This is a genomic window from Actibacterium pelagium, from assembly GCF_002285415.1.
Taxonomy (GTDB): Bacteria; Pseudomonadota; Alphaproteobacteria; order Rhodobacterales; family Rhodobacteraceae; genus Actibacterium_B; species Actibacterium_B pelagium.
In genome coordinates, this window is the sequence record NZ_NSBU01000007.1 from 601,542 (window position 1) to 626,888 (window position 25,347).

At 58.0% G+C, this 25,347-nt stretch carries 17 protein-coding genes; 12 read left to right on the plus strand and 5 right to left on the minus strand.

Annotated features, from left to right (window positions below):
- Positions 1-15 precede the first annotated feature (15 nt).
- Entirely contained in the window at positions 16-414 is a 399-nt protein-coding gene (locus CLM58_RS11895) for a tetratricopeptide repeat protein (protein WP_229666108.1), read from the minus strand.
- Between the two features lie 64 nt (positions 415-478).
- On the opposite strand from CLM58_RS11895, the gene CLM58_RS11900 reads away from it, so the two are divergent.
- From CLM58_RS11900 to CLM58_RS11910, 3 genes are all read left to right on the plus strand, one after another.
- The gene (locus CLM58_RS11900) at positions 479-1,837 is read left to right on the plus strand and encodes a cytochrome-c peroxidase (protein WP_095596134.1); all 1,359 of its coding nucleotides are present in this window, start codon (positions 479-481) and stop codon (positions 1,835-1,837) included.
- Positions 1,838-2,103: 266 nt separating this feature from the next.
- The gene (xsc, locus tag CLM58_RS11905) at positions 2,104-3,882 is read left to right on the plus strand and encodes a sulfoacetaldehyde acetyltransferase (protein WP_095596135.1); all 1,779 of its coding nucleotides are present in this window, start codon (positions 2,104-2,106) and stop codon (positions 3,880-3,882) included.
- On the plus strand, positions 3,883-5,031 hold the full coding sequence (locus CLM58_RS11910; protein WP_095596136.1) for an acetate/propionate family kinase: 1,149 nt from the start codon (positions 3,883-3,885) through the stop codon (positions 5,029-5,031).
- A gap of 15 nt (positions 5,032-5,046) precedes the next feature.
- On the opposite strand, the gene CLM58_RS11915 is transcribed toward CLM58_RS11910, so the two are convergent.
- Entirely contained in the window at positions 5,047-5,898 is an 852-nt protein-coding gene (locus CLM58_RS11915; RefSeq protein ID WP_095596137.1) for a phosphate acyltransferase, read from the minus strand.
- A gap of 33 nt (positions 5,899-5,931) precedes the next feature.
- Between CLM58_RS11915 and CLM58_RS11920 the strand changes: the two genes are divergently transcribed.
- From CLM58_RS11920 to purU, 9 genes are all read left to right on the plus strand, one after another.
- Positions 5,932-7,065, plus strand: a complete 1,134-nt coding sequence (locus CLM58_RS11920) for a citrate/2-methylcitrate synthase (RefSeq protein ID WP_095596138.1) — start codon at positions 5,932-5,934, stop codon at positions 7,063-7,065.
- A gap of 79 nt (positions 7,066-7,144) precedes the next feature.
- A complete protein-coding gene (locus CLM58_RS11925; protein ID WP_095596139.1) occupies positions 7,145-10,003 on the plus strand; it encodes a molybdopterin oxidoreductase family protein in 2,859 nt (952 codons plus the stop codon).
- Positions 10,000-10,740: a 4Fe-4S dicluster domain-containing protein gene (locus CLM58_RS11930; RefSeq protein WP_095596140.1), complete on the plus strand. Its 741-nt coding sequence runs from the start codon at positions 10,000-10,002 to the stop codon at positions 10,738-10,740. The genes CLM58_RS11925 and CLM58_RS11930 overlap by 4 nt, the downstream gene beginning before the upstream one ends.
- A gap of 11 nt (positions 10,741-10,751) precedes the next feature.
- The gene (locus tag CLM58_RS11935) at positions 10,752-11,693 is read left to right on the plus strand and encodes a dimethyl sulfoxide reductase anchor subunit family protein (RefSeq protein WP_095596141.1); all 942 of its coding nucleotides are present in this window, start codon (positions 10,752-10,754) and stop codon (positions 11,691-11,693) included.
- Positions 11,694-11,783: 90 nt separating this feature from the next.
- Complete coding sequence (locus CLM58_RS11940) at positions 11,784-12,353, plus strand: helix-turn-helix domain-containing protein (RefSeq protein WP_095596142.1); 570 nt, start codon at positions 11,784-11,786, stop codon at positions 12,351-12,353.
- A 10-nt stretch (positions 12,354-12,363) separates the two neighbouring features.
- On the plus strand, positions 12,364-14,805 hold the full coding sequence (locus CLM58_RS11945; protein ID WP_095596143.1) for a GcvT family protein: 2,442 nt from the start codon (positions 12,364-12,366) through the stop codon (positions 14,803-14,805).
- 18 nt (positions 14,806-14,823) lie between these two features.
- On the plus strand, positions 14,824-16,371 hold the full coding sequence (locus tag CLM58_RS11950; protein WP_095596144.1) for a trimethylamine methyltransferase family protein: 1,548 nt from the start codon (positions 14,824-14,826) through the stop codon (positions 16,369-16,371).
- Positions 16,372-16,382: 11 nt separating this feature from the next.
- The gene (locus CLM58_RS11955; RefSeq protein ID WP_373286775.1) at positions 16,383-18,824 is read left to right on the plus strand and encodes a GcvT family protein; all 2,442 of its coding nucleotides are present in this window, start codon (positions 16,383-16,385) and stop codon (positions 18,822-18,824) included.
- A 3-nt stretch (positions 18,825-18,827) separates the two neighbouring features.
- Positions 18,828-19,712 carry a formyltetrahydrofolate deformylase gene (purU, locus tag CLM58_RS11960; RefSeq protein WP_095596145.1) on the plus strand — a complete coding sequence of 295 codons (885 nt, stop codon included), beginning with the start codon at positions 18,828-18,830 and terminating at the stop codon, positions 19,710-19,712.
- On the opposite strand, the gene pdxR is transcribed toward purU, so the two are convergent.
- The 3 genes from pdxR to CLM58_RS11975 all read right to left on the minus strand — a co-directional run bounded on the left by pdxR (position 19,709) and on the right by CLM58_RS11975 (position 25,206).
- A complete protein-coding gene (gene pdxR / locus CLM58_RS11965; RefSeq protein WP_095596146.1) occupies positions 19,709-21,175 on the minus strand; it encodes a MocR-like pyridoxine biosynthesis transcription factor PdxR in 1,467 nt (488 codons plus the stop codon). The two genes, purU and pdxR, sit on opposite strands and share 4 nt — an antisense overlap.
- 69 nt (positions 21,176-21,244) lie before the next feature.
- Positions 21,245-22,606, minus strand: coding sequence for an aminotransferase family protein (locus tag CLM58_RS11970; protein WP_095596147.1), 1,362 nt, complete (start codon positions 22,604-22,606; stop codon positions 21,245-21,247).
- Between the two features lie 164 nt (positions 22,607-22,770).
- On the minus strand, positions 22,771-25,206 hold the full coding sequence (locus CLM58_RS11975; protein ID WP_095596148.1) for a GcvT family protein: 2,436 nt from the start codon (positions 25,204-25,206) through the stop codon (positions 22,771-22,773).
- Positions 25,207-25,347 lie beyond the last annotated feature (141 nt).

A 25,347-nucleotide genomic window follows, 5' to 3' on the forward strand; every position in this document is an offset into this window, starting at 1 on the left:
GCCAGTCATGCTCGGTCACTCTCGGAAGGGGTAAAGCCACGCCTGGTAATCTTTGACCAACACGATGGCCCGATCAATCTCTTCCGGGGTCATCTTCTTGATGATTTCTTCTTGGCTGATTGCTGCATCCGGGTCGCCCCCGATTGCGGACAAAACGTACCACATGTAGGCGCGCACCAAGTCGGGCGCGGGCATGCCCAGCCCAACTTCGTAGTACCAGCCAACCCCGGACTGTGCGCCGGGGTGACCTTTCATCGAAGACCGCAGGTACCATTCGAAGGCGCGTTCATAATCTTGCTCGACCCCCAAGCCCATGGCGTACATCACGCCGATCAATTCTTCCGCATCCGCATTTCCCGACCGTGCGAGGGGCCAAAGCGCCTCCATCGCGGCTTCGTACTGATCGGTTTCCATTAAATCGCGCGCTTCCTCCAATGCGCTATTGGAAAAGCTGGCAGAGGGCGCAATAGTTACTGTTATGCACAGACATAAGCTGCGGAAAAATCTGACGAACATCGCGACCGGATCCCTGTTTCTGGCAAGCCTGTTTTTGTCGGTTCCCCAAGCTTATGCGGTAGAGCTTCCTGATCCGATCCGAGACAGCGATTATCGTCCGTTTGATCCGGTTCGGGCAAAGCTGGGGCAACTTCTGTTTTATGATAAGATTTTGTCGGGCAACCGCAATATTTCCTGTTCGACTTGCCATGCAATTGAACACGGAACTTCGGATGGTTTACCGCTTGGGATCGGGGAAGGCGGCATTGGTGTCGGCCACAAACGGCGCTTTGCTGATGGCGCAGACAAACCGTTCAAGCGGGTGCCCCGCAACTCTCCGGCGCTGTTCAATCTGGGGCACAAGTCGATCTCGGTGATGTTCCACGATGGGCGTGTGACGTCGCAAGACAGCTATGGTGTTGGTTTCAACACTCCGGTCGAGGAATGGTTGCCGGAGGGTCTGCAAAGTATTGTCGCCGCACAGGCGCTGATGCCCTTGACGTCCGAGGTCGAAATGGCCGGATCGCGCGAGGAAAATGAAGTTGCTGCCGCTGCGAACAGACGTATCGACAATGTATGGCCTGCCTTGGTCGCGCGAGTAGCTGCGGTGCCCGAATATGTGGACTTGTTCGTCACTGCATATCCCGACATCGAAGTGCAGGCTGATATCACGGCGGTGCATATTGCCAACGCCTTGGATGATTTCCAAAGCAGCGAGTGGCGATCAACAGCCAGCCCATTTGATGCCTATCTGAACGGAGATATTGATGCGCTGACGGATCAGCAAACGCAGGGGATGGAGTTATTTTATGGCAAGGCCAACTGCTCTACCTGCCATTCTGGCCCGCTGCTGACAGATCAGCAATTTCATGCACTGGCGGTTCCGCCATTCGGGCCGGGGCGTGTGCGGAAGTTTGACCCTTATGCCCGCGATGTGGGGCGGATGTCCGAGACGGACCAGCTAGAGGATGCCTACCGGTTTCGGACGCCGTCGCTTCGAAACGTGACGCTGACTGGCCCGTGGGGGCACAACGGGGCCTTTGGGACCCTGGAGGCGACGGTGCGACACCATTTGGACCCGGAAGGCTCTTTCAAGACATGGAGCCGAGAACAGGTTCAGTTGCCTCCTGATCCGGCGTTCGCGGCTACGGATTTTGTGATTTGGGAAGATCAAAGAGAGATATCGCGGATCAAAGCCAAGTACGACATCCAACCGGTGGGTCTTCTGGACGTGGAAGTGAAGGCCATCCTTTCTTTTCTTGAGGCGTTAACAGACGATGGGGCGCTGAATGGCCGTTTGGGCAAGCCAGAGAAGGTTCCAAGTGGTCTGCCAATCGATTGACGTTCTCAAAGTCGGGAAAGTTGAAGTTGGACAGTTGATTGCGGCGGGTATCCGGTCTTTTGATGCATAGAAAATAAGCACCGAAGCGTTCAGAATTTTACTGATTTTTAGGTCCAATTGGCAGTTTTTTTGCCAAAGTCGGCACTAAATTCAACTGGCCCTATCGCTGTCTGCAATCTGGCCCTAAACCAAGTATAGCCAGAGGGAATAAAACCCGTTCAAATCAATCCCGAAGAACGGGGTTCTAGCGATTCAGGAGAAGCTTTATGAAGATGACCACCGAAGAAGCCTTCGTGAAGGTTCTACAGATGCATGGGATCGACCATGCGTTTGGCATTATCGGGTCGGCGATGATGCCGATTTCGGATTTGTTCCCGGTTGCAGGCATCAAGTTTTTTGACTGCGCGCACGAGTGTAACGCCGGCATGATGGCCGACGGGTTCACCCGCGCTTCGGGGAAGATGTCGATGATGGTGGCCCAGAATGGTCCGGGCATCACCAACTTCGTGACCCCGGTGAAAACGGCGTACTGGAACCACACACCGCTGCTGTTGGTCACCCCGCAGGCGGCGAACAAGACCATCGGGCAGGGCGGGTTCCAAGAAGTCGAGCAGATGAAACTGTTCGAAGACATGGTTGCCTATCAGGAAGAGGTTCGTGACCCATCGCGGATCGCCGAGGTTCTGAACCGCGTGATCCTGCAGGCCAAGCGTGCCAGCGCACCGGCGCAGATCAACGTACCGCGCGACTACTGGACTCAGGTTGTTGATATTGACCTGCCGGCGGTGGTCGAATTTGAACGCCCCTCTGGCGGCGAGGCCGCTGTGGCTGAAGCAGCAAAGCTGCTGTCCGAAGCCAAATTCCCCGTGATCCTGAATGGCGCGGGTGTCGTGATCGGTGGCGCAATTGCGGACTCGATGGCATTGGCAGAGCGTCTCGATGCTCCGGTTTGCTGCGGCTACCAGCACAATGACGCGTTCCCGGGGTCGCACCCGCTGTTCGCCGGTCCCTTGGGTTATAACGGCTCGAAGGCAGGGATGGAGCTGATCGCGAAGGCCGACGTCGTACTGGCGCTTGGTACGCGTCTGAACCCGTTCTCGACCTTGCCGGGTTATGGCATCGATTACTGGCCCGCCAACGCCAAGATCATTCAGGTCGACATCAACCCTGATCGCATTGGCCTGACCAAGAAGGTCTCGGTTGGCATCGTGGGTGATGCGAAGAAAGTCGCACAAGGAATTTTGGCGCAACTGACCGACGAGGCGGGTGACGCAGGCCGCGCTGATCGCAAGGCAACCATCGCGACCACCAAGTCCGCATGGGCGCAGGAACTGACGTCGATGGACCACGAAGACGACGATCCGGGCACCACCTGGAACGAGCGTGCCCGCGACCGCGAGCCCGAAAAGATGTCGCCCCGTATGGCTTGGCGCGCAATTCAGTCGGCCTTGCCGAAAGAGGCAATCATCTCGTCTGATATCGGCAATAACTGCGCAATCGGTAATGCCTATCCGACCTTTGAAACGGGCCGTAAGTACTTGGCACCCGGTCTTTTTGGCCCCTGTGGTTATGGCTTCCCGGCGATTTGCGGGGCCAAGGTCGCTTGCCCGGATACGCCGGTTGTTGGTTTCGCTGGGGACGGTGCGTTCGGTATCTCGATGAACGAAATGGTCTCGATCAGCCGCGACGACTGGCCCGCGATCACTATGGTGATCTTCCGCAACTATCAGTGGGGTGCGGAAAAGCGGAACACCACGCTTTGGTTCGACGATAACTTCGTGGGTACCGAGCTTGCGCAAGAGGTCAGCTATGCTGGTATCGCCAAGTCCTGCGGCATTGAAGGCGTGGCGGTCTATGGCATGGAAGAGCTGACCGATGCCCTGAACAAAGCGATCAAGGCGCAGATGGAAGAGGGCAAAACCACCTTCCTAGAGGTCATGCTGAACCAGGAACTGGGTGAACCCTTCCGCCGCGACGCCATGAAGGCGCCGGTGGCCGTCGCGGGGATCAACCCGGACGACATGCGCCCACAGCAGGTCGGCTAAATGACGGTTGGGGGCGATATCCTCGTTCTGAACGCGGGCTCGTCCTCGATCAAATTTGCTCTGTTCGATGCAAAGTTGAACGAAAAGCTATCAGGCATCGCCGCCGAAATCGGTGGCGGTGGCTTTCTGCAAATTGATGATGAGAAACAGGCGACGCCGTTCATTGATCATCGTGCAGCCCTTACCGGAATACTGAAGGCGCTGGAAAAGCGCGGGGTGAAACCGACAGAATTGGCTGCCGCCGCACATCGCGTTGTGCATGGTGGGCGCCATCTGACCCGTCCTGTACGGATCACGCCAGAGGTCACGACAGAGATCGCCGCCTGTTCTCCGCTGGCCCCGTTGCACAACCCTCATAACTTGGCGGCCATTCTGGCCCTAGCCGAAGCCGCGCCGGATCTGCCGCAGTTCGCCAGCTTTGATACCTCTTTCCATGCGACCAACCCCGAGGTTGCGACGCGCTTTGCCATCCCTCGGATGCAGGAAACTCAGGGCATTCGGCGCTATGGATTTCACGGGCTCAGCTACGCGTCGCTGACCGAGAGCCTGCCCGTGGTTTCGAAAGAAAAGCTGCCGTCGCGCTTGCTGGCCTTTCACCTTGGAAATGGTGCTTCGCTTTGCGCGATCAAGAATGGAAAGTCGATTGCGACCACCATGGGCTATTCGCCGCTTGATGGTCTGACCATGGGTACCCGCTCTGGTGGGATTGATGCCAATGCTGTTTTGAAACTGGTCGAGGAAAACGGGTTAGAGCGGACCAAGGCGATCCTGAACCATGAAAGCGGTCTTTTGGGCCTGTCCGGCGGCAAGTCGGACATGCGCAAGCTGATGCTGGATCAATCGGCTGACAGTGCCTTTGCTATCGAGCATTTCTGCTATTGGTCCCTTCGTCATGCGGGGTCGCTGATCTCTGCGCTCGAAGGTTTGGATGCCATCGCCTTTACTGGCGGGATTGGTGAAAACGCCATCGGCGTGCGCGCCCGAATCCTACGAGGGCTGGAATGGATCGGCGCGCGCATGGACCCCGATGCCAATCACCGAAATGGGCCGCGCCTTCACGCGAAAAGCTCGAAAATTGCGATTTGGGTGATCAAGGCTGAAGAAGAGAAGATGATCGCCACGGATGCCTTGAGACTGATGAATGACTGATCAGGCCGGTTCCATTTATCCCATAGCGATCGCCACAGCCGTTGCATCGACGATGTCATCCACCGTGGCGCCGCGGCTAAGGTCGCAGACCGGGCGGGCGAAACCCTGCAGGAATGGGCCGATTGCCTTGGCGCCGGCCAATTCTTGCGCCAATTTGTACCCGATGTTGCCCGCGTCCAGCGATGGGAAGATTAACACGTTGGCGTCGCCGTCGCCCATGCCTTTGGCTGCCGCGATGCGCGGGTTCAGTGCTGCATCGGCTTGGATTGGGCCAAGAAAGCCGGTTTCGTTCACCGCCGCGCGCACCCGGTCCACACTGTCGCCGGCGCCGCTGGTGCCGGTTGAGAAGGACAGCATCGCCACCCGTGCAGAGCCCAGTAAGGCTTTGGCCGAGGCCTCTGACGCCCGCGCGATTGCTGCCAAAGCCTCTGCGTCCGGGTCCACGTTCACCGCGCAATCTGCAAAGACCATTTCGCGCCCGTCAGGGAACACCATCAGAAAGAACGACGAGGGAAGGGCGACCCCATCAGCAAGACCGATCCCGATCGACGCCGCTTCGATCACGCGCCGGGTTGGGCTATCTGCGCCCGCAACCATCGCGTCGGCCTCGCCTGCAGCCACCATCGCGGCCGCGCGATACAGGGGTTTCGTCAACATGCGTCGTGCGACAGGCTCTTTCAGGCCTCGTGCGGCAATCAAAGCGGCAACCTGGGCCTCTGACACGTCGGCCAGACCGACAGGCTGGCATAGGCCTTCGTCACGCATCCGATCAGTTGCCTCGGCAACGCGCGCATCCTCAAGTTCCGGAAACACAACCCGTGCCTGTTTGGCGCGGGCTTGTTCATATGCACTGTTCAAAACCGACATGTTGAATTCCCTTCTACCTGCAAGGAGACACCCATGACCGAGACCGTCAAGATCAACCGTGGCCTGAAGGGTGTTTATTTCGAGCGATCCGGTGTCTCTGATATCAACGGCGCGAAGGGAGAGCTTATCTATCGCGGCTACTCGATCCACGATCTGGCGACCCACGCGACCTTTGAAGAGGTTTGCTATCTTCTGATCCACGGAGAGCTGCCAACCGCCAACCAACTGGCCGAATTCGACGCCAAGCTGCGGGGATATCGCTGTGTGCCCGATCAGGTGTTGTCAGTGATTGAAGCCTGCAAGGACGGTCATCCGATGGACGTTCTGCGCACCGCCGTGTCTGCTATGGCGGCTTTGGATGCAGGCAGCCTGCAGGTCGGGGAAGAGGCCTTTGTCGAAAACGGTTTGAAACTGACCGCTCAGGTGCCCACGCTTATCGCGGCGCACGAAGCGCTGCGCAATGGCCGTGATCCGGTCGCACCTGATGCCAGCCTAAGCCACGCTGCCAACTGGCTGTGGATGCTGAAGGGTGAAAAGCCATCCGAAGATGCTGCGCGCCTTGCCGACGTGGATTTCATATTGCACGCCGAACATGGGGCCAATGCCTCTAGCTTCGCGGCGCGGGTCACGGTGGGCACCGAGGCCAATCTGCACGGGGCAATCGTGACGGCGCTGTCGACCCTGGCCGGTCCTGCCCATGGCGGCGCGGCAGAGGACGTCATGAAGATGGTCCACGAGATCGGCAAACCCGAAAACGCGGCCGAATACGTGAAAGCCAAACGCAAGAACCGCGAGGCTGTCACCGGTTTTGGCCACCGCGTTTATCGCGCCGAAGACCCGCGCGCGCGTCACATGCGTGAAGGTGTCCGCAAACTGGGTCAGGAGATGGGCGCGCCCGAGTGGTATGAGATCTTGCAGGCTGTTGTAGAGGCGATGAAGCCGTATTCGCGTCACGGGCTGAACGTGAACGTCGATTTCTATTCGGGCGTTATCTATCAGTTGCACGGCATCCCGATGGACCTGTACGTCCCGATCTTTGCCATTGGCCGGATGCCCGGATGGGTCATCCAATGCATCGAGCAGCAGCGCGGAAATATCCTGATCCGGCCCCTGACGCTCTACAATGGTCCCGAAAAACGCGACTGGGTTGCGATTTCTGACAGATAAACGGGCACAAATCGTGTAAGCGCTTACATAGCGGGTCGAACTAAGGTAAAGCGGATAGAGCGAGGAAGGATTTCAGTACATGGCGCAAACAAAACCAATCGTCGAAACGTCCCCGAAAGTTTCGGACGAGGTCCGCCAGACAACCTGTTACATGTGCGCCTGTCGCTGCGGCATCGACGTGCACCTTCGCGATGGCAAAGTCAGCTATATCGAAGGCAATCGGAACCATCCGGTGAACAAGGGTGTGATCTGCGGCAAGGGTGCCTCGGGCATCATGCAGCATTATTCACCGGCTCGTTTGCGGGCCCCGATGAAACGGGTGGGACCGCGCGGCTCTGGCCAGTTCGAAGAGATTTCGTGGGACGAAGCACTGGAACTGGCCACTGAATGGCTGGGTAAGGTGCGCAAGACCGATCCCAAGCGTTTGGCCTTTTTTACAGGGCGCGATCAAAGCCAGTCTTTGACCGGGCTTTGGGCGATGAAATACGGCACGCCGAATTTCGCCGCGCATGGTGGGTTCTGTTCGGTCAATATGGCTGCAGGTGGGTTGTACACCTTCGGTGGCGCTTTCTGGGAATTTGGTGATCCTGATTGGGATTACACGAAGTACTTCATGTTGTTTGGTGTTGCCGAAGACCATGCCTCTAACCCGATCAAGAAGGGTATCGGTAAGATCAAGAAGCGTGGGGCCAAGTTCGTCTCTGTGAACCCGGTACGCACCGGCTATAACGCGGTTGCGGATGAGTGGATCGGAATTCGTCCGGGCACGGATGCGTTGTTCGTTGGGGCGTTGATCCACGAACTGTTCCGAATGCAGCAGATCGATCTGGACTATCTGATCCGCTACACGAATTCGCCTTGGCTGGTCATTCAGGACCCGGGGGCAGAAGATCATGGCTTGTTCGCACGTAACGACGATGGCGACCCGTTGGTCTGGTCGAACGAGGCAGGTGGCTTTGGAAGCGGCAAGATCAGCGACCTGTCCGCGTCCCTAACCGGAACGCGCACCCTGCCTGATGGGCGGACGGCGCGGACGGTGTTCGAGTTGATGGCAGAACGCTATCTGGGTGACGAATATTCCCCGGAAGCCGTTGAAGAGCGCACAGGTGTGCCAGCAACTCAAATCCGCAAGATTGCGGCAGAGCTAGCCCATGTTGCCTTCGAGGAAGAAGTCATCATCCAGCGTGAGTGGACCGACGCCTGGGGCCGCAAGCACGACAAGCTGATCGGGCGTCCCATCTCGATGCATGCAATGCGCGGGATTTCGGCCCATTCCAACGGGTTCCAGACCTGCCGGATGATCCACATCCTGCAGATCCTTCTGGGGTCGATCGATTGCCCCGGGGGCTTCCGTTACAAGCCGCCGTATCCCAAGCAAACACCCCCTAATTTGCTGCCTCACGGTGCTTCTGGCGACATCAAGCCAGAGATGCCTCTTGGCGGTCCTCATCTGGGCTTCCCACATGGGCCGCATCATCTGCTGCTAGACGAAGAGGGCGGGCCGAACCGGCTGGACAAGGGCTTTAGCTGGGACGCGCCGATGTCGGCGCACGGGCTGATGCACATGGTCATCAACAACGCCGCCGAGAAAGACCCTTACGGGATCGACGTGCTGTTCATGTATATGGCCAACATGGCGTGGAACAGTTCGATGAACACGCCGGGCACGATTGATGCGCTGACCAAGACGGATGAGAACGGCGACTATGTGATCCCCAAGATCATCTATTCGGACGCCTATTACTCTGAAACGGTGCCCTTTGCCGACCTGATCCTGCCCGACACGACCTATCTAGAACGCTACGATTGTATTTCGCTGCTGGATCGCCCGATTTCCGAGCCCGAGATTCTGGCGGACTCAATCCGCTATCCGGTGGTCGAGCCCGACCGTGACGTGCGCGGGTTCCAAACCGTGCTGATCGACCTTGGCGCGCGTCTGGGTCTTCCCGGTTTTGTCGATGATGCGGGTGCGCCGCTTTATCCCGGTGGATATCCGGACTACATGGTCAACCACGAGCGTAAGCCGGGTGTCGGTCCCCTAGCCGGGTTCCGAGGGAAGGACGGCACCGAATATGGTGTCGGTGACAAGAACCCTGACCAGCTGAAGCGCTACATCGAGAACGGGTCGTTCTGGGAGCAGCGCTTTGATCCCGAACACGCGTATTTCCGGCATGCGAACCGTGGCTATCTGGACTGGGGGATCAAGAAGGGCATTCGCCTGACGCCCGACGCCACCATTTTCCAGCTCTATTCAGAGCCGGTGCAAAGGTTCCGGCTGGCTGCGGAAGGCCACGGAGACCGCCAGCCGCCTGATCGGGCGCGCGAGCGCATTCAGAAGTACTTCGACCCGCTGCCGTTCTGGTACGAGCCCATGGAAGGGGCGATGGTCGATACGTCCAAGTTCGCGTTGCATGCGATCACGCAGCGTCCCATGCACATGTACCATTCGTGGGGATCGCAGAACGCGTGGCTGCGGCAGATCACGGCGCAGAACCGGCTGTATATCCACACCTCGGTAGGAGAGCAGATCGGAGCGAAGGATGACGACTGGGTCTGGCTCAGCTCGCATCAGGGGCGCGTCAAATGTCAGGTCAAGCTAATGGACGGGGTGAACCCGCACACGGTTTGGACATGGAACGCTATCGGCAAACGTCGTGGGGCTTGGGGGCTTAGCGACGATGCGCCGGAAAGTAATCAGGGTTTCCTGCTGAACCACCTGATCTCGGAGCTGTTGCCAGCGGGTGGGGGCGGCTATCGCTATTCGAACTCGGACCCGATCACGGGGCAGGCCGCGTGGTTCGACCTGCGCGTGTCCATCGAGAAAGCCGATGGCGACGAGAAAACAGAGCCCTTCTTTGAACCCGTCGGAACCGGCATGCAGGAACCGTCGCCAACCAAAGTCGCCTTCGGCGCAGAGTTCCGGAGGAAAGCCCAATGACCTGCCTTCCTGAAAAGACAGACAAGAAGCTTGGCCTTGTCATTGATCTGGACATTTGCGTCGGCTGCCACGCCTGTGCGACCAGCTGTAAAGAGTGGAACACCAGCGGCTACAGTGCGCCCTTGTCGGATCATGATCCCTATGGCGCGGACCCTTCTGGCGCTTGGTTGAACCGTATTCATTCGTTCGAGGCCACAACGGCCGAGGGCGTTTCTAAAACGGTTCATTTCCCAAGATCCTGCCTCCACTGCGAAGAGCCTGATTGCGTAACCGTTTGCCCAACCGGCGCGTCCTATAAGCGCGAGGAAGACGGTATCGTTCTGGTCAATCCGGACACCTGTATCGGCTGCAAGCTTTGCTCTTGGGCCTGTCCTTATGGGGCTCGGGAATACGACTATGACGATGGGGTAATGAAGAAATGCACCCTATGCGTCGACCGGATCTACAACGAGAACATCCCCGAAGAAGACCGCGTCCCGGCCTGTGTCCGCGCTTGCCCAACCGGTGCCCGCGCCTTCGGGGACCTTGGTGATCCGGACAGCGACGTTTCCAAGTCCGTGGCCGAGCGCGACGGATTCAACCTGCTTGACGAATTCGGCTACAAGCCGGTGAACAAATATCTGCCCCCACGCATCAACAGTGTTCAGGCTGCCCCCGTAGCCGAGGAACCCGCCGCCCCGGATGGGTCGCGGTTGGAAAAACTGTTTGCTTGGGCTGACAAAGCCCTGTCGCGGTAAGAGGTCCCAAGATGCATCCAGCCTATTCCGTTATCGTTTTCACAACCTCATCTGGCGCGGGTTACGGCCTGTTGTTCTGGCTGTCTCTTGCCCATCTGGCAGGGCGTTTGCCGGGCGGCGCGATGGCTTTCGTCGCTATCGCACTAGCGCTGGCGCTGATCACTGTCGGTCTGTTGTCCTCGACCATGCACCTAGGTCATCCCGAACGCGCCATCGGGGCGTTTTCGCAATGGCGGTCTTCTTGGCTGTCGCGCGAGGGCGTGGCCGCGGTTGCGACCTATGCACCGGCAGGCCTGCTGGCGCTGATCTGGTTGATCGGGGCTGACACAGGTGTGACCAAACTGTTGGCGTTGCTTTCGGCAATAGGGGCGGTTGCAACGGTCTATTGCACAGGCATGATTTATGGCTCTTTGCGTACCATCCGGCAGTGGAACAAGGGGCTGACACCTGTCGTCTACCTAGCGCTTTCCGGGGCAACGGGGGCGCTTCTACTGGCTGTATTGATGTCGTTGTTTGGCGCTTCGGCCCAATGGATCGGGGTGATCACTCTGGTCTCGCTGGTGATCGCGGGTGTCGCCAAGCTTGCCTATTGGCGCCAGATTGATGCCGACCCGGGTCAGTACACGACCGCAATGGCAACCGGCCTTGGCGGGCAGGGTGGCTCTGTCCGTCCGCTGGATCCGCCCCACACCAAGCCGAATTTCGTGATGCGTGAAATGGGCTATCAGGTGGCGCGCAAGCATGCCTCTCGTCTGCGCCGTCTGTCGGCCATCGCGCTGTTCGCGGTTCCGATTGTTGCGGTTCTTATCGCGGTCTTCGCCCCGGGTGGCGCGGCGGTTCTCTATCTGATTGCGGCCCTTGCCGCCGGGTGGGGCGTCGCAACGGAACGCTGGTTGTTCTTCGCCGAAGCCGAGCACGTCAGCCAGTTGTACTACGGCGCGACGCGGGCTTGATCTAAAACTAACCGGCTTCGTGAAAAAACGTTTTGAAATTTCACAGACTCGTGTGAAAATTTCAGGACGTTTTTCATTAGGGGTGAGTCGATGGGGTCTGTGACGACCTTTCCAGCCACGCTAGGCAAAGACATCCGGGCGCTGCGGAAGTCGCGGAAGATGACGCTTGATGAGCTCGCACAGCGATTGGATCGCTCTGTGGGGTGGGTCTCTCAGGTCGAGCGCGATATCTCGACCCCGACGATGGACGACCTACGCCAGATCGCAGGTGTTTTCGATGTGCCGCTATCGCTGTTTTTTGGAACTGCGACTGCGGCTGTGAACGAGCAGGGGCAGATCGTCCGCGCCTCGGCCCGCCGGGCTATTGGAGAACGTGAAAGCGGGTTGATCGAAACCTTGATCTCGCCTGACCTGACTGATGATTTCGAGGTTATCCATTCGACCTTCAACCCGGGGTCGTCCATCGAACACACGGTCAAGCGCCCCACGACCGAGGTCGGTTACCTGATCTCGGGGAAGCTGGATATCTGGATCGAAGGTGAACCCTTTACCGTCGAAGCCGGTGACAGTTTCCGCATCAAGGAAGCCGCCTTCCGTTGGGCCAACCCCTATGACGTCCCGGCCGTTTCGGTCTGGGTCATTTCTCCACCGATTTATTAAGAGGCTTGTCATGTCGCTTCCATCCACTGCACGGGTCGTCATCATCGGGGGAGGGATCGTCGGTGTTTCGACGCTGTACCACCTTGCCAAAGCCGGATGGTCCGACTGCGTCCTGCTAGAGAAAAACGAACTGACTGCCGGGTCCACTTGGCACGCGGCGGGGAACTGCCCGAACTTTTCGACCAGCTACGGCGTGATGAACATGCAGCGCTACGGGCTGGAACTGTATCGCAATCTGGCCGAAGAGGTTGATTATCCGATCAACTATCACGTCACCGGCGCGGTTAGACTGGCCCACACCCACGAACGGATGATGGAGTTCGATCGCGTGCGCGGCATGGCCGCCCATATGGGGCTGCAGATGGACATTTGCACGCCGGATGAGCTGCAGCAGCACATGCCATTCATGGAGACCCATGATCTGGAAGGTGGTCTGTGGGATCCATTAGATGGGGACATCGACCCCTCGCAGGTCACGCAGGCGCTGGCCAAAGGTGCGCGGGCACATGGCGCCAAGATCGCGCGCTTTACACCCGCGACCGGTGTCAGCCGCGAGAATGGCGAATGGGTGGTGCACACCGAAAAGGGTGATATCCGTTGCGATTACGTTGTGAACGCAGCGGGTTACTATGCTGCGCGGGTGGGGGACTGGTTCTTGCCGCACGGTGGCCGCAAGGTGCCCCTGACGGTGATGAGCCATCAGTATTTCCTGACCGAAGCCATCCCAGAGATCGAAGCGTGGACCAAAGAACATGGCCGCAAGGTGCCGATGCTGCGTGATGTGGATACGTCCTATTACCTGCGGCAAGACACCTACAGCCTGAATCTTGGCCCGTATGAGCGGAACTGTCAGGCCGCTTGGGTCACCAGCAGCGACCCGATGCCCGATGACTTTAGCTTCCAGCTTTATCCTGACGATTTGGACCGTCTGGAATGGTACATCATGGACGCGATGGAGCGTGTGCCGCTGCTTGGCACCCAAGGCGTGTCACGCAACATTAACGGCCCCATCCCCTATGCCCCCGACGGGTTGCCGATGATCGGCCCGATGCCCGGCGTTCCAAACGCGTTCGAGGCGCACAGCTTCACCTTTGGCATCGCGCAGGGTGGTGGCGCTGGCAAGGTCATGTCTGAATGGATCATGCACGGTTATACCGAGTGGGACATGTGGTCGACCGACCCGCGTCGCTACACCGATTACACTGACCAGCAATACCATCTTGGCAAGGCGCTAGAGACCTATGGCCACGAATACGCGATGCACTTTCCGCATCATGAATGGCCGGCTGAGCGGAACAAAAAGACCTCTCCGAACCACGACCGTCTAATTGCGGATGGTGCGCAGATGGGGGCCTATAGCGGGTGGGAGCGCGCAAATTGGTTCGCCAAGGGCAGCGATGATACCAGCGAAGAGGCAACCCATACCTGGGACCGTAGCGGTCCGTGGGAACCCCGAGTGCGCGAAGAGGTCGAAGCGATCCGCGATGGCGTTGGTGTCATCGATATGTGCGGGTTCTCTCGCTACACTCTGTCGGGTGACGGTGCGGCGGAATGGCTGCGTTGTACTATTGCCGGGGCACTGCCGAAAGTCGGCCGGATGAACCTGATCTATATCGCAGATCAGCGCGGTAGGGTGCTGACCGAGATGTCCTGTATTCGTCATGGAGAGGATGACTTCACCCTGATGACCGCAGCCGTCGCCCAGTGGCACGATTTCGAAATCCTGTCGCGTAGTTTGCCAGATGGTCTGACCCTGAAGGACATTACGAAATCCGTCACTACGATGCTGGTCACCGGGCCGAAATCGCGCGATTTGTTCGGGGGGATTTCTGATGCTGACTTGAGCCTTGGCTGGCTGACACATCAGCAGGCCACCGTTGCAGGAAAACCAGCGATGCTGGCGCGCGTCTCATTCGTTGGGGAATTGGGGTGGGAGGTCCATGTAGACACCGCCGACGCGGCAGAGGTCTATGCGGCGATCCGCGACGCTGGCGCGACACCCTTCGGGATGTACGCATTGAACGCGATGCGGATCGAGAAAGGCTATCTGACGTGGAAGGGTGACCTGTCGACGGACTACTCGCTGTTTGAAACCAATCTTGGCCGCTTTGTGCGTCTGCAAAAGCCGCAGGATTTTCCCGGCAAGGCAGCGCTGATTGCCCAAGAAAAAGCGGGCCTTACAAAACGTATGGTTGCGCTGGTCGTCGATCCTGACGAACAGGACGCGCCATATATGGCCGCGGTTTTCAAAGACGGCGAACGCGTGGGCGAGGTTCTGTCCTCGGCCTATGGATATCGCGTTGAGAAAGCCATCGCCATGGCCATGCTGGACATCGGCAGCACGGCCCCCGGAACGGTAGTCGCAGTCGAAGTTTACGGCAAAATGCTGAAGGCTACGGTACAGGGTGACGATCCGCTGTGGGACCCTGAAAACGCACGTATTCGCGCCTAGAGACCAAAGGAGACCGCGATGACCGATGCACCACGCAAACGCAGAGGAGGCGGTCGCGCCGCCCGCGTCGCTCTTCGTGCGGCTCCGCTGGCTGAAGAATTACGTCCGGTGCGGGCGGGGATGACCGGGGGTGTCTACAAACCTCTGAGTGACAGCGATATCCAACGTATCCACGAGGCCGCATTGAATGCGCTTGAACAGATCGGGATGGTCAACGCTCCGGATTCGGGGGTGGAGATCCTGACCGGTGCTGGGTGTACGTTGGGCGATGATGGCCGCATCCGTTTCCCACGTGCATTGGTCATGGACATGTTGGCCAAGGCTGCAAAGTCGGTCACCTTGCCCGGACGAGATCCGAAACATGATCTGGATTTGTCAGACTCCCGCGTTCATTTCGGTACTGCGGGGGCCGCGATCAGCATCGTGGACACGCAGGATGGCAGCTATCGCGACAGTACCTTGCAAGACCTCTACGACGCGGCGCGGATCGTTGAGCAGCTAGAGCATGTGCACTTCTTCCAGCGGCCCTTGGTGGCGCGGGATATCACCGACAACCTCGCGTTGGATATGAACACGATCTACGCCTCTTGCGCCGGAACTACCAAGCATATCGGGACCAGCTTTGTAGGCCCTCAAAACGTCCAACCCTGTTTGGAGCTGCTTTACGAGATCGCAGGGGGCGAGGCCGCGTATCGCGCGCGTCCATTCGTGTCGAACACCAACTGTTTCGTTGTGCCGCCGCTGACCTTTGCAGAGGAAAGCTGTCAGGTGATGGAGTTGTGCGTTCGCGCCGGGATGCCCGTCTTGCTGTTGTCTGCGGGGCAGGCGGGTGCAACCGCACCAGCGCCCATCGCCTCTGCGATCGTGCAGGCGGTTGCCGAGTGTCTGGCGGGCGTTGTCTATGTCAACGCGATCCAGCCCGGAGCGCCGGCAATAATCGGCACATGGCCCTTTGTCAGTGACTTACGCACGGGCGCCATGAGCTCTGGCTCGGGCGAGCAGGCATTGCTGTCGGCCGCAAGCGCGCAGATGCATCACTTCTATGGGCTTCCGGGTGGGGCCGCTGCGGGCATGTCGGATTCCAAGATGCCTGACATGCAAGCTGGCTGGGAGCAGGCAATCAGCAACGTGATGGCGGGTCTTTCGGGCCTCAACATGGTCTACGAGGCTGTTGGCATGCATGCCTCGCTTCTTGGGCTTAGTCATGAATCGCTTGTGCTTGGCAATGACTTGCTGGGTCAGGTGCAGCGTTGTGTTCGCGGGATTGACGTGAACGAAGACACGGTGGGCCTTGATGTCATGAAGGCGGTTTGTCTGGGCGGGCCGGGGCACTATCTGGGCCACGAACAGACGCTTGGCATCATGCAGACGGAATACATTTATCCCGACATGGCGGATCGCCAATCGCCGGGGGAATGGGATTTGGCTGGTCGTCCTAATCTGGTGGAAAAGGCCCGCGCCAAAGTCTCTGAAATTCTTGGTCGGGACGGGCACCAGTTCCCCGCAGAGTTGGACCAGAAACTCCACGACAACTTCAACATCCTTCCGCTGCAACGGCAGGTTTGAAAGGTAGCATCATGAATATCCCGAACAAAGCACGGGTGGTTATTGTTGGTGGGGGCGTGATTGGCTGTTCTGTCGCCTATCACCTGACCAAGCTTGGTTGGACCGATGTGGTTCTGCTGGAGCGTAAGCAGCTGACCTCTGGCACCACTTGGCACGCGGCGGGCCTTATTGCGCAGTTGCGGGCGACGCAGAACATGACGCGCTTGGCGAAGTACAGCCAAGAGCTTTACGGCCAGCTAGAGGAAGAAACCGGCGTAGCCACCGGATTTCGCCGAAACGGATCAATCACACTTGCGCTGAGCGAAGAGCGGAAAGAAGAGATTTTGCGTCAGGCCTCGATGGCGAAGGCCTTTGGGGTCGAGGTCGAACAGATCAGCCCTGAAGAGGTTGCGAAGCTGCACCCACATGTCAATGTTCAGGACGCCACCGCCGCGGTCTATCTGGACAAGGACGGGCAGGGCGATCCGGCAAACATCGCGCTGGCCCTTGCGCGTGGCGCGAAGAACCGTGGCGCGAAAGTCATCGAACGCACCAAGGTCACTGGCTTTCGTAAGGACGGCCGCCGTATCACAGCGGTCGAATGGGAGAATGATCAGGGCCAAGGCGTGATCGAATGCGATCACGTCGTGAACTGCGCTGGCATGTGGGGCCATGAGGTGGGGCGCAAGATGGGCGTGAACGTGCCTTTGCACGCTTGTGAACATTTCTACATCGTCACCGACACTGTCCCGGGCCTGACCCAGCTTCCGGTGCTGCGCGTGCCCGAGGAATGCGCTTATTACAAGGAAGATGCCGGCAAACTGTTGCTTGGCGCCTTCGAACCCGTGGCCAAGCCGTGGGGCATGAACGGAATTCCCGAGGACTTTGAATTCGACCAGCTGCCTGAAGATTTCGACCACTTTGAGCCGATCCTTGAGGCTGCCGTCAATCGTCTGCCGCTGCTTGCCGAAACTGGCATTCATACCTTCTTCAACGGCCCCGAAAGCTTTACCCCCGATGACGCCTATCACCTTGGCCTTGCGCCCGAGATGGACAATGTCTGGGTCGCGGCCGGGTTTAACTCGATTGGCATTCAATCTGCAGGTGGGGCTGGCATGGCCTTGGCAGAATGGATGGAGAGCGGCCAAAAACCCTTTGATCTGGGTGATGTCGATATCTCTCGGATGCAGCCCTTCCAGGGCAACAAAACCTATTTGTTCGAGCGCTCGAAAGAGACGCTTGGGCTCTTGTACGCCGACCACTTCCCTTACCGCCAAAAGGCCACTGCGCGGGGCATTCGACGCTCTCCCCTGCATGAGGCCCTGAAGGCAGAGGGGGCAGTGGTCGGCGAACTTGCTGGCTGGGAACGCGCCAACTGGTTCGCGGACAAAGGACAGGAGGCTGCCTACCAGTATTCCTGGAAGCGTCAGAACTGGTTCGAGAACTCGGCACGTGAACACAGGGCGATCCGTGAAAACGTCGGCATCTACGACATGAGTTCCTTCGGTAAAATCCGTGTTGAAGGCCCCGATGCCGAAGCGTTTTTGAACTATGTCTCTGCCAGCAACCTGTCGGTGCCGGTGGGCAAGATCGTCTACAGCCAGTTTCTGAACAGAACCGGCGGGATCGAGGCCGATGTCACCATCACGCGCCTGTCCGAAACCGCCTATTTGATCGTGACCCCCGCTGCGACCCGTCTGGCGGATGAGACATGGCTGAGCCGTCATGTGGGTGACCATCGTGTTGTGATAACGGACATGACCGCGGCAGAGGCGGTCATCTGCGTTATGGGGCCGAATGCACGTGACCTTCTACAAAAGGTCTCGCCCAACGATTTCACCAATGAAACCAACCCCTTCGGAACTTGCCAAGACATCGAAATCGGCATGGGTCTGGCCCGAGCGCATCGCGTGACCTATGTCGGCGAGCTTGGATGGGAGCTTTATGTCTCGACCGACATGGCCGTCCATGTTTTCGAGGTCCTACGCGAAGCGGGCCGGGAGATGGATGCCAAGCTTTGCGGGCTACACATGATGGACAGTTGCCGGATCGAGAAGGGTTTCAGACACTTCGGTCACGACATTTCCAGCGAGGATCACATTCTGGAAGCGGGCCTTGGCTTTGCGATCAAGAAGACGGATGTCGAGTTCATTGGGCGCCCTGCGGTTCAGGCCAAACGAGAGCAAGGCTTGCAGAAACGCATGGTGCAATTCCTGCTGACCGACCCCGAACCGCTTTTGTATCACGCAGAACCAATTCTGCGGGATGGCAAGACCGTGGGCTATCTGACATCGGGCAACTACGGTCATCATCTTGGCGCTGCGGTCGGCATGGGCTATGTGCCTTGTGCGGGTGAAACTGTGCAGGAACTGCTTGCCTCCAGCTTCGAGATTGAAGTGGCTGGTCAAAGGTTTGCGGCGACGGCCTCGTTGAAGCCTCTTTACGATCCGAAATCAGAACGTGTGAAAGTCTGAGCCATGAAGAAAATCTGCCTGACCGTGACATGCCCGTCCAAACGCGGGATTGTCTCTGCCATTTCGACCTATCTGGCCGAGAACGGCTGCAACATCCTCGACAGTTCGCAGTTCGATGACATGGAGACAGGGAAGTTCTTCATGCGGGTCAGTTTCTTTGTGGAAGAAGGGGCCTCGTTTGAAACCCTGCGTGATGGTTTTGCCGAGACTGCCGCGCCGTTCGACATGGATTTCGCCTTCCATGACGAAAGCCAGAAGATGAAGGTCATCATCATGGTGTCGCGGTTCGGGCACTGCCTGAACGACCTTCTATATCGCGTGAAGATCGGCGCGTTACCTATTGAAATCGTTGCGGTTATTTCCAATCATATGGACTATCAAAAGGTTGTGGTTAACGCAGATATTCCTTTTTATCACATCAAGGTCACGAAAGAGAACAAACCCGAAGCCGAAGCTGCGATCATGAATGTGGTCGAGGATACAGGCGCCGAACTGATCGTTCTGGCACGCTACATGCAGATCCTTTCTGACGAGATGTGCCAAAAGATGTCGGGGCGGATTATCAATATCCACCATTCCTTCCTGCCGTCCTTCAAGGGGGCTAACCCGTACAAGCAGGCCTATGAGCGTGGGGTGAAGTTGATCGGGGCGACATCGCACTATGTGACCGCCGATCTGGATGAGGGGCCTATCATCGAGCAAGACATCGTACGGATCACCCACGCGCAATCTGCGTCTGACTATGTGTCTTTGGGGCGTGATGTGGAAAGCCAGGTTCTGGCCCGGGCAATCCATGCCCATGCACATCACCGGTCTTTCCTTAACGGAAATAAAACCGTTGTATTTCCGGCGTCTCCGGGCAGTTTCTCATCCGAGCGGATGGGCTAGGCGGCTACCTTTTCAATCGCTTCTGCGATCAGCGCGATACCGTCCTCTATCCGGTTCGCGCTGAGCGAGGAATAGGCCATCCGGAAATGCGAATGATCCGGGGTTTCCGGGAAGAATGCAGATCCCGGTTCAATCAGAACGCTTTGTTTTTGCAAGTTGCGCGCCAATTGCCGGGTGTCGATTCCTTCGGGCGCCTGCATCCAGAAGGATGACCCGCCGTGTCGGGCGTTGCTGGCCGGGGTTAGCCCGTATTTCCGGATGCTGTCCTCCATCACAGTTCGCCTGCGCGCATAGGCGCGGGACATCCGGGCGATTTGTGCGTCGAAATGGCCAAGAGACAGAAAATAAGCTGCCGTCCGCTGCATGTGTCCGGGCGGGTGCCGCAGAATAACACGGCGCAAGCGGCGCAGCTCTTCGATCAGGGGTGGGGCGGCGACAACGTAGCCTAACCGAAGTCCCGGGAAGAGAGATTTCGAGAAAGACCCGACATAGATCACCGATCCGGCCTGATCCAAAGACTTCAGCGCCGGGGATGGGGATTTCAGAAGGGAAACCTCGAATTCATAATCATCCTCGACAATGACAAAGTCGTTCTGACGCGCGAGGTCCAGCATCTCTTTTCGACGGCCAAGAGGCATGGTGACATTGGTCGGACAATGATGGCTGGGCGTGGCAAAGACTACGTCGGCGTCGCTTGGAATCTGTGAAGGTGGCAGGCCCTCGGCATCGACGTCGATCGCCTCTATTTTGCAATTAATAGGGGCCAAAACCTCGTGCAGCCCGGGGTATGAGGGGTTTTCGATTACCGCTTTCTGGCCTTGGCCAAGAAGGGCCTCGGCCGTCAGCCAAAGCGCGTTTTGCGAGCCCATGGTGATCAGAATTTCATCCGGATTCGCACGAATGCCGCGGCGGGGCAGGATGTGGCGCAGAATGTATTCGATCAGCATCGGATCATCGCGCTGATAGTGGTCTGTTGCGAGCATATCGAAGTCGCGTCGACCTACCGCGCGCAACGCGCAGGCGCGCCAGTTACGGTGGTCGAACAGGGTCGAATCCGATTGGCCATAGATGAAGGGATATTTGAACTCGCGCCAATTAGGAGGGCGGAATATCTGTTCTCGCATTCTCGGGGTAGGCCGCAGTTTTGCCGCCCAATCGACCCCGTCCTCGCGAGGCGTACGAACCTCTTCAAATGTTGGACGAAGCGGTGCTGTTTCCGAAACAAAATAGCCCGAGCGCCCCCGCGACGTCAGGTAGTCGTTCGCCACAAGTTCGGTGTAGGCCAGTGTCACGGTGATACGTGCGACGCCGAGATGGTCGGCCAGTTTACGCGAAGAAGGCAGTTTTTCCCCAGACACGCAGCGACCCGAGACGATGGCCTCGGACACGACTTGCTGGATCTGTTGTTGCAGGGTGGCCTCGCTGCCGGGGGGCAGCGAAAACATCTCTGGAGGTATTACCATATCTGGACCTATTGCGCCGGGCGTTTGGACTTATGTTAGGGTCCTGCGTCGCCCGACGCAATCTGTCGGTTAGCCAAATACTTTGGTCAGGGCCTTGTCCATTGCATCTGTAATCTTGTCGATGTCGTCGGCTGTGGCGATCAGGGCCGGGGACAGGCACAAGGTGTTGTTGAACCCGGGCAAGGATCGGTTGGTCGCCCCGATGATCACACCCTGCGCCATGCAGTCGGCAACCACGGCCTGAACCTGCGCTTCGGGCACCGGTTCCTTGCTGTCGCGATCCTGAACCAGCTCGGCCCCGCAGAAGAGCCCAAGTCCACGGATGTCACCAATGACTTTGTGCTTGTCCATCAACCCTTGCAGGTTGGCCATTACGCGTTCGCCCATGGCCGTGGTGTTGTCCAGAAGGGCTTCGTCTTCGATGATCCGCATGTTTTCCAGAGCCGCCACCGGACCAGCGGTACAGCCACCAAAGGTCGAAATATCGCGGAAGTGGTTCATTGGATCAGAGGCGTCGTCTTTGAACATTTCGAACACGCGCTCTGTGGTGACCATGCAGGCGATCGCGGCATAGCCAGAGGCCACGCCCTTGGCCATGGTGACAAAGTCGGGCTCGATACCAAAATGCTGATATCCAAACCATTTACCGGTCCGGCCTACACCGCAGACAACCTCGTCGATATGCAGCAGAATGTCGTATTTACGGCAGATTTCCTGGACCCGCTGCCAATAGCCGACGGGCGGGGTGATTACGCCGCCGCCAGCGGTCACAGGCTCTAGGCACAGGGCGCCGACCGTGTCAGGGCCTTCGCGCAGGATTACCTGTTCGATCTGGTCCGCAGCCCATTCACCGTAATGCTCTGTTTCAACCTGTGCGCGGTATTCAAGGCAATGGGGCACCTCGACGAAACCCGGCGTGTAAGGCCCGTATTGCGCGTTACGCTCGGGCTGACCACCTGCGGACATCGTCGCGATGGTCGCGCCGTGATAGTCGCGCTCGCGGTACAGGATCTTGTGCTTCTTGCCGCCGTGATGCTTGTGCGCAATCTGGCGAACCATTTTGAAGGCTTTCTCGTTCGCCTCACTTCCCGAGTTCACATAGTAAACGCGGCTCATCCCCGGCATCTTGTCGATCAGGCGTTCCGCAAATTGCGCGCCCGGGATCGAGCCTGCGGACTGCGCGAAATAGTTCAGTTTGACCAACTGGTCACGAACCGCATCCGCGATGGATTCGCGTCCATAGCCGACATTCACAGTCCACACACCGCCAGAGACTGCATCCAGATGTTCTTTGCCGGTGGCGTCCCAAAGGCGCATGCCTTTGCCTTCGACCATGATCTTGGGGTCATTGGTTTCAAGCGGTTTGTGCTGAAGCAAGTGATGCCAAACATGCGCCTTGTCCGAGGCGATCACTTCATCAAAATCGTTCATAGATGCAGAGTGGGTCACGGTGTTGCTCCATTACGGTTTGGGGTGAGGGCCGAATAGCCATGGGGCACAATCTTCGGCTTGCATCAAGACAGTTGAGACGAATAGCGATTGTGGAGTAGGGCCAGTTTCGCGTTACCCATAGGGCCAGATGTCACGCGTCGTTGCTAACTTCTGACACGTGTGAAGTCTGGATCGTAGGGAGAGAATGCAATGACCTCTGCCGGGATGCGCTTTCCACATAGATCCAGCTCCATCCGGTTGCCCTTTCGCGCCTGTTCTGGATCAACAAATGCGTAGGCCACATTCATCCCCACGCGATGCCCCCATGCGCCGGACGTGATGGTTCCGACAACGGTATCACCTTGCATCAAGGAGCTGCCGGGATGGGCAGGAGTATGGGTTGTTTCGATCCTTAGCGTTACGAGTCTTCTACGTGGCCCCTCGCCGTGGCGCTGCACAAGGGCCTTTTTCCCAACAAAGTCATCTTTCTCAAGGTTTACGAACCGCTCAAGAGAGGTCTCAAACGGGTCAAACTCTGTCAGCAGATCGGCCTTCCAGTGCATGAAGCCCTTTTCAAGCCGCATCGATTCGATGGCTCGCGCCCCGAAAAGTTTCATTCCGTGGGTTTCACCCGCTTTCCGCAAGGCAAGATAGGCGGCGTAAAGAGAGGCGTTTGGAACGTGGATTTCATAGGCCAGTTCGCCCGAGAAGCTGACGCCCAGAACGGTGGCAGGAGAGAACCCGATGAAACACTCGCGCACAGACAGCCATGGGAAAGCCTTGCGCGACCAATCCCCGCGAGAGCAGGCAGACAGGACATCGCGCGCCTTTGGTCCGGCCAGAACTAGTATCGTCTGGTCATTGGTCAGGCTTTTGATCTGGACGTCCTCGTCGTCGCGAAGATGAAGCCGCAGCCAATCCATATCGTGAAACTCGGATGCAGCGGCAGAGCCATACCAGATGCGGTCTGCCCCCCGGTCGCTGGCCGGTATGTTGGCAATAGTCGCTTCGCCTTTGATCATGCCGTGGTGGTTCAGAAGATAGCCCAATCCCACGCGGCCCGGGCGTTTTGTGATGTTGCCGCAGAACATTCGGTCAAGGAATGTATGGCGATCCGCGCCAGTAATCTCGAACCGGTTGAAGCCATTGACCTCGGACAGGCCAACATGTTCCTGCAGTTTTTTCACCTCGGCGGCGACCAGAGCGAAGGTCTCATCAAAATTGAAGCTAAGCGTTGGATGAAAGTCTGCTGTCGGTTTTAGGTAATCCATCCGCTCCCACCCGTTGACGACGGTGAAAGCGGCGCCTTCCGCTGCCAGAACCGGGGTGAGGGGGGTCGTTTTCGCCGGACGGCCCGCCGGGCGATGTTCATGCGGGAAGTGAAAGCGGAATTCATTTTGGTAATCCTCTATGGCTTTCAGCGCGGTTAGTTCGACATTGGCGTGCCCGGTGAACCGGCGGGGATCTATGCACCATGTGTCGTAAATGGCTTCTCCATGAACGATCTGTTGGGCTAGCAGCCAGCCATGGCCACCACCTTCGCCCAGACCCGCACGTAACCCGATGATACAGAAAGCGTTGCGCTTGCCTGGAATGGGTCCGACCAATGGAGCGCCGTCGATGGTATAGGTGATGGGGCCGTTGACGATTGTTTGGATGCCCGCGTCCATCAAGGCGGGCATTCTGGCAAAGGCGCCCTCTAGCACGTCCATCACGCGATCAACGTCGTCTGGGCAAAGGGCATTGACGAAATCGGGGTCGATCCCATCCATACCCCATGTCCTGCAGTCCTGTTCATAGAACCCGACCAACAGACCGTTTTTTTCCTGTCGACAATAGTAGTCACTGATGGGACAGCGGATCAGGGGCATCCTGTGGCCGGCTTCGACAATGGCTGGGATGTCTTCGGTCAGGAAATACTGATGCTCCATCGAGGCAACGGGGTGGTGCACGCCCATCATCGCGCCGACCTCGTTCACGCGATACCCGCAGGCGTTTACGACGATGTCACAGTCGATGTCGCCGTGTTCAGTATGGACGGTCCAGGTTTCGTCGCTGTGCTGGGTCAGGTTTGTCACAGGTGTGTTGCGATAGATTTTTGCCCCGGCCTTGCGGGCCCGCCGAGCCAACGCCTGACACAGTTGCGCGGGGTCAATGTCCCCATCCAATGGGTCCCATAGCCCTCCGATCAGGTTGTCGGTCGAGATCAAAGGGTGTCGGCGCGCGCATTCCTCGGCGTCGATCACCTCGAAACGGACATCCATCCCGCGCGCCATTGAGGCGAAGTGGCGATAGCCTTGCATCTGCTCTTCGGTGTTGGCCAGTCGGATGCCGCCATCGGCGTGGTGATAGTTGATCGGGTAGTCGGCGTCGTCTGCCAACTCTTTGTAAAGGTTTATCGAGTGTGACTTCAGCCCGACCATCGTCTGGTTCATACCGAAGTTGGTCACTTGGGCTGCGGAATGCCATGTCGTACCGCTGGTCAGTTCGTTTCGCTCGACCAGGACCACATCGGTCCAGCCTTCTTGCGTCAGATGATACAGGGTAGAACAGCCCGCGATCCCCCCGCCGATAACAACCACCTTGGTACGCGACTTCATCAAAGCCCCTCCGATTGCACGTCATATATTGGTGAGGCCAATTGCTGAACGTCGCAATACTGGAGGCTTGAGGTGGGGAAATTCGAAAGCTGTTTTGGAAAGTTTCGTATTAAGCCTTGGTTTGCTCAACTTAGTTTAAGG

Excerpts from the sequence above, each read along its gene's own strand:
- CLM58_RS11950 (WP_095596144.1), top strand. The coding sequence starts at position 14,824 with ATGACCGATGCACCACGCAAACGCAGAGGAGGCGGTCGCGCCGCCCGC.
- purU (WP_095596145.1), top strand. The coding sequence starts at position 18,828 with ATGAAGAAAATCTGCCTGACCGTGACATGCCCGTCCAAACGCGGGATT.
- CLM58_RS11955 (WP_373286775.1), top strand. The coding sequence starts at position 16,383 with ATGAATATCCCGAACAAAGCACGGGTGGTTATTGTTGGTGGGGGCGTG.
- CLM58_RS11895 (WP_229666108.1), bottom strand. The coding sequence starts at position 414 with ATGGAAACCGATCAGTACGAAGCCGCGATGGAGGCGCTTTGGCCCCTC.
- xsc (WP_095596135.1), top strand. The coding sequence starts at position 2,104 with ATGAAGATGACCACCGAAGAAGCCTTCGTGAAGGTTCTACAGATGCAT.
- CLM58_RS11920 (WP_095596138.1), top strand. The coding sequence starts at position 5,932 with ATGACCGAGACCGTCAAGATCAACCGTGGCCTGAAGGGTGTTTATTTC.
- CLM58_RS11915 (WP_095596137.1), bottom strand. The coding sequence starts at position 5,898 with ATGTCGGTTTTGAACAGTGCATATGAACAAGCCCGCGCCAAACAGGCA.
- CLM58_RS11975 (WP_095596148.1), bottom strand. The coding sequence starts at position 25,206 with ATGAAGTCGCGTACCAAGGTGGTTGTTATCGGCGGGGGGATCGCGGGC.
- CLM58_RS11910 (WP_095596136.1), top strand. The coding sequence starts at position 3,883 with ATGACGGTTGGGGGCGATATCCTCGTTCTGAACGCGGGCTCGTCCTCG.
- CLM58_RS11970 (WP_095596147.1), bottom strand. The coding sequence starts at position 22,606 with ATGAACGATTTTGATGAAGTGATCGCCTCGGACAAGGCGCATGTTTGG.
- CLM58_RS11945 (WP_095596143.1), top strand. The coding sequence starts at position 12,364 with ATGTCGCTTCCATCCACTGCACGGGTCGTCATCATCGGGGGAGGGATC.
- CLM58_RS11940 (WP_095596142.1), top strand. The coding sequence starts at position 11,784 with ATGGGGTCTGTGACGACCTTTCCAGCCACGCTAGGCAAAGACATCCGG.
- CLM58_RS11930 (WP_095596140.1), top strand. The coding sequence starts at position 10,000 with ATGACCTGCCTTCCTGAAAAGACAGACAAGAAGCTTGGCCTTGTCATT.
- pdxR (WP_095596146.1), bottom strand. The coding sequence starts at position 21,175 with ATGGTAATACCTCCAGAGATGTTTTCGCTGCCCCCCGGCAGCGAGGCC.
- CLM58_RS11935 (WP_095596141.1), top strand. The coding sequence starts at position 10,752 with ATGCATCCAGCCTATTCCGTTATCGTTTTCACAACCTCATCTGGCGCG.
- CLM58_RS11900 (WP_095596134.1), top strand. The coding sequence starts at position 479 with ATGCACAGACATAAGCTGCGGAAAAATCTGACGAACATCGCGACCGGA.
- CLM58_RS11925 (WP_095596139.1), top strand. The coding sequence starts at position 7,145 with ATGGCGCAAACAAAACCAATCGTCGAAACGTCCCCGAAAGTTTCGGAC.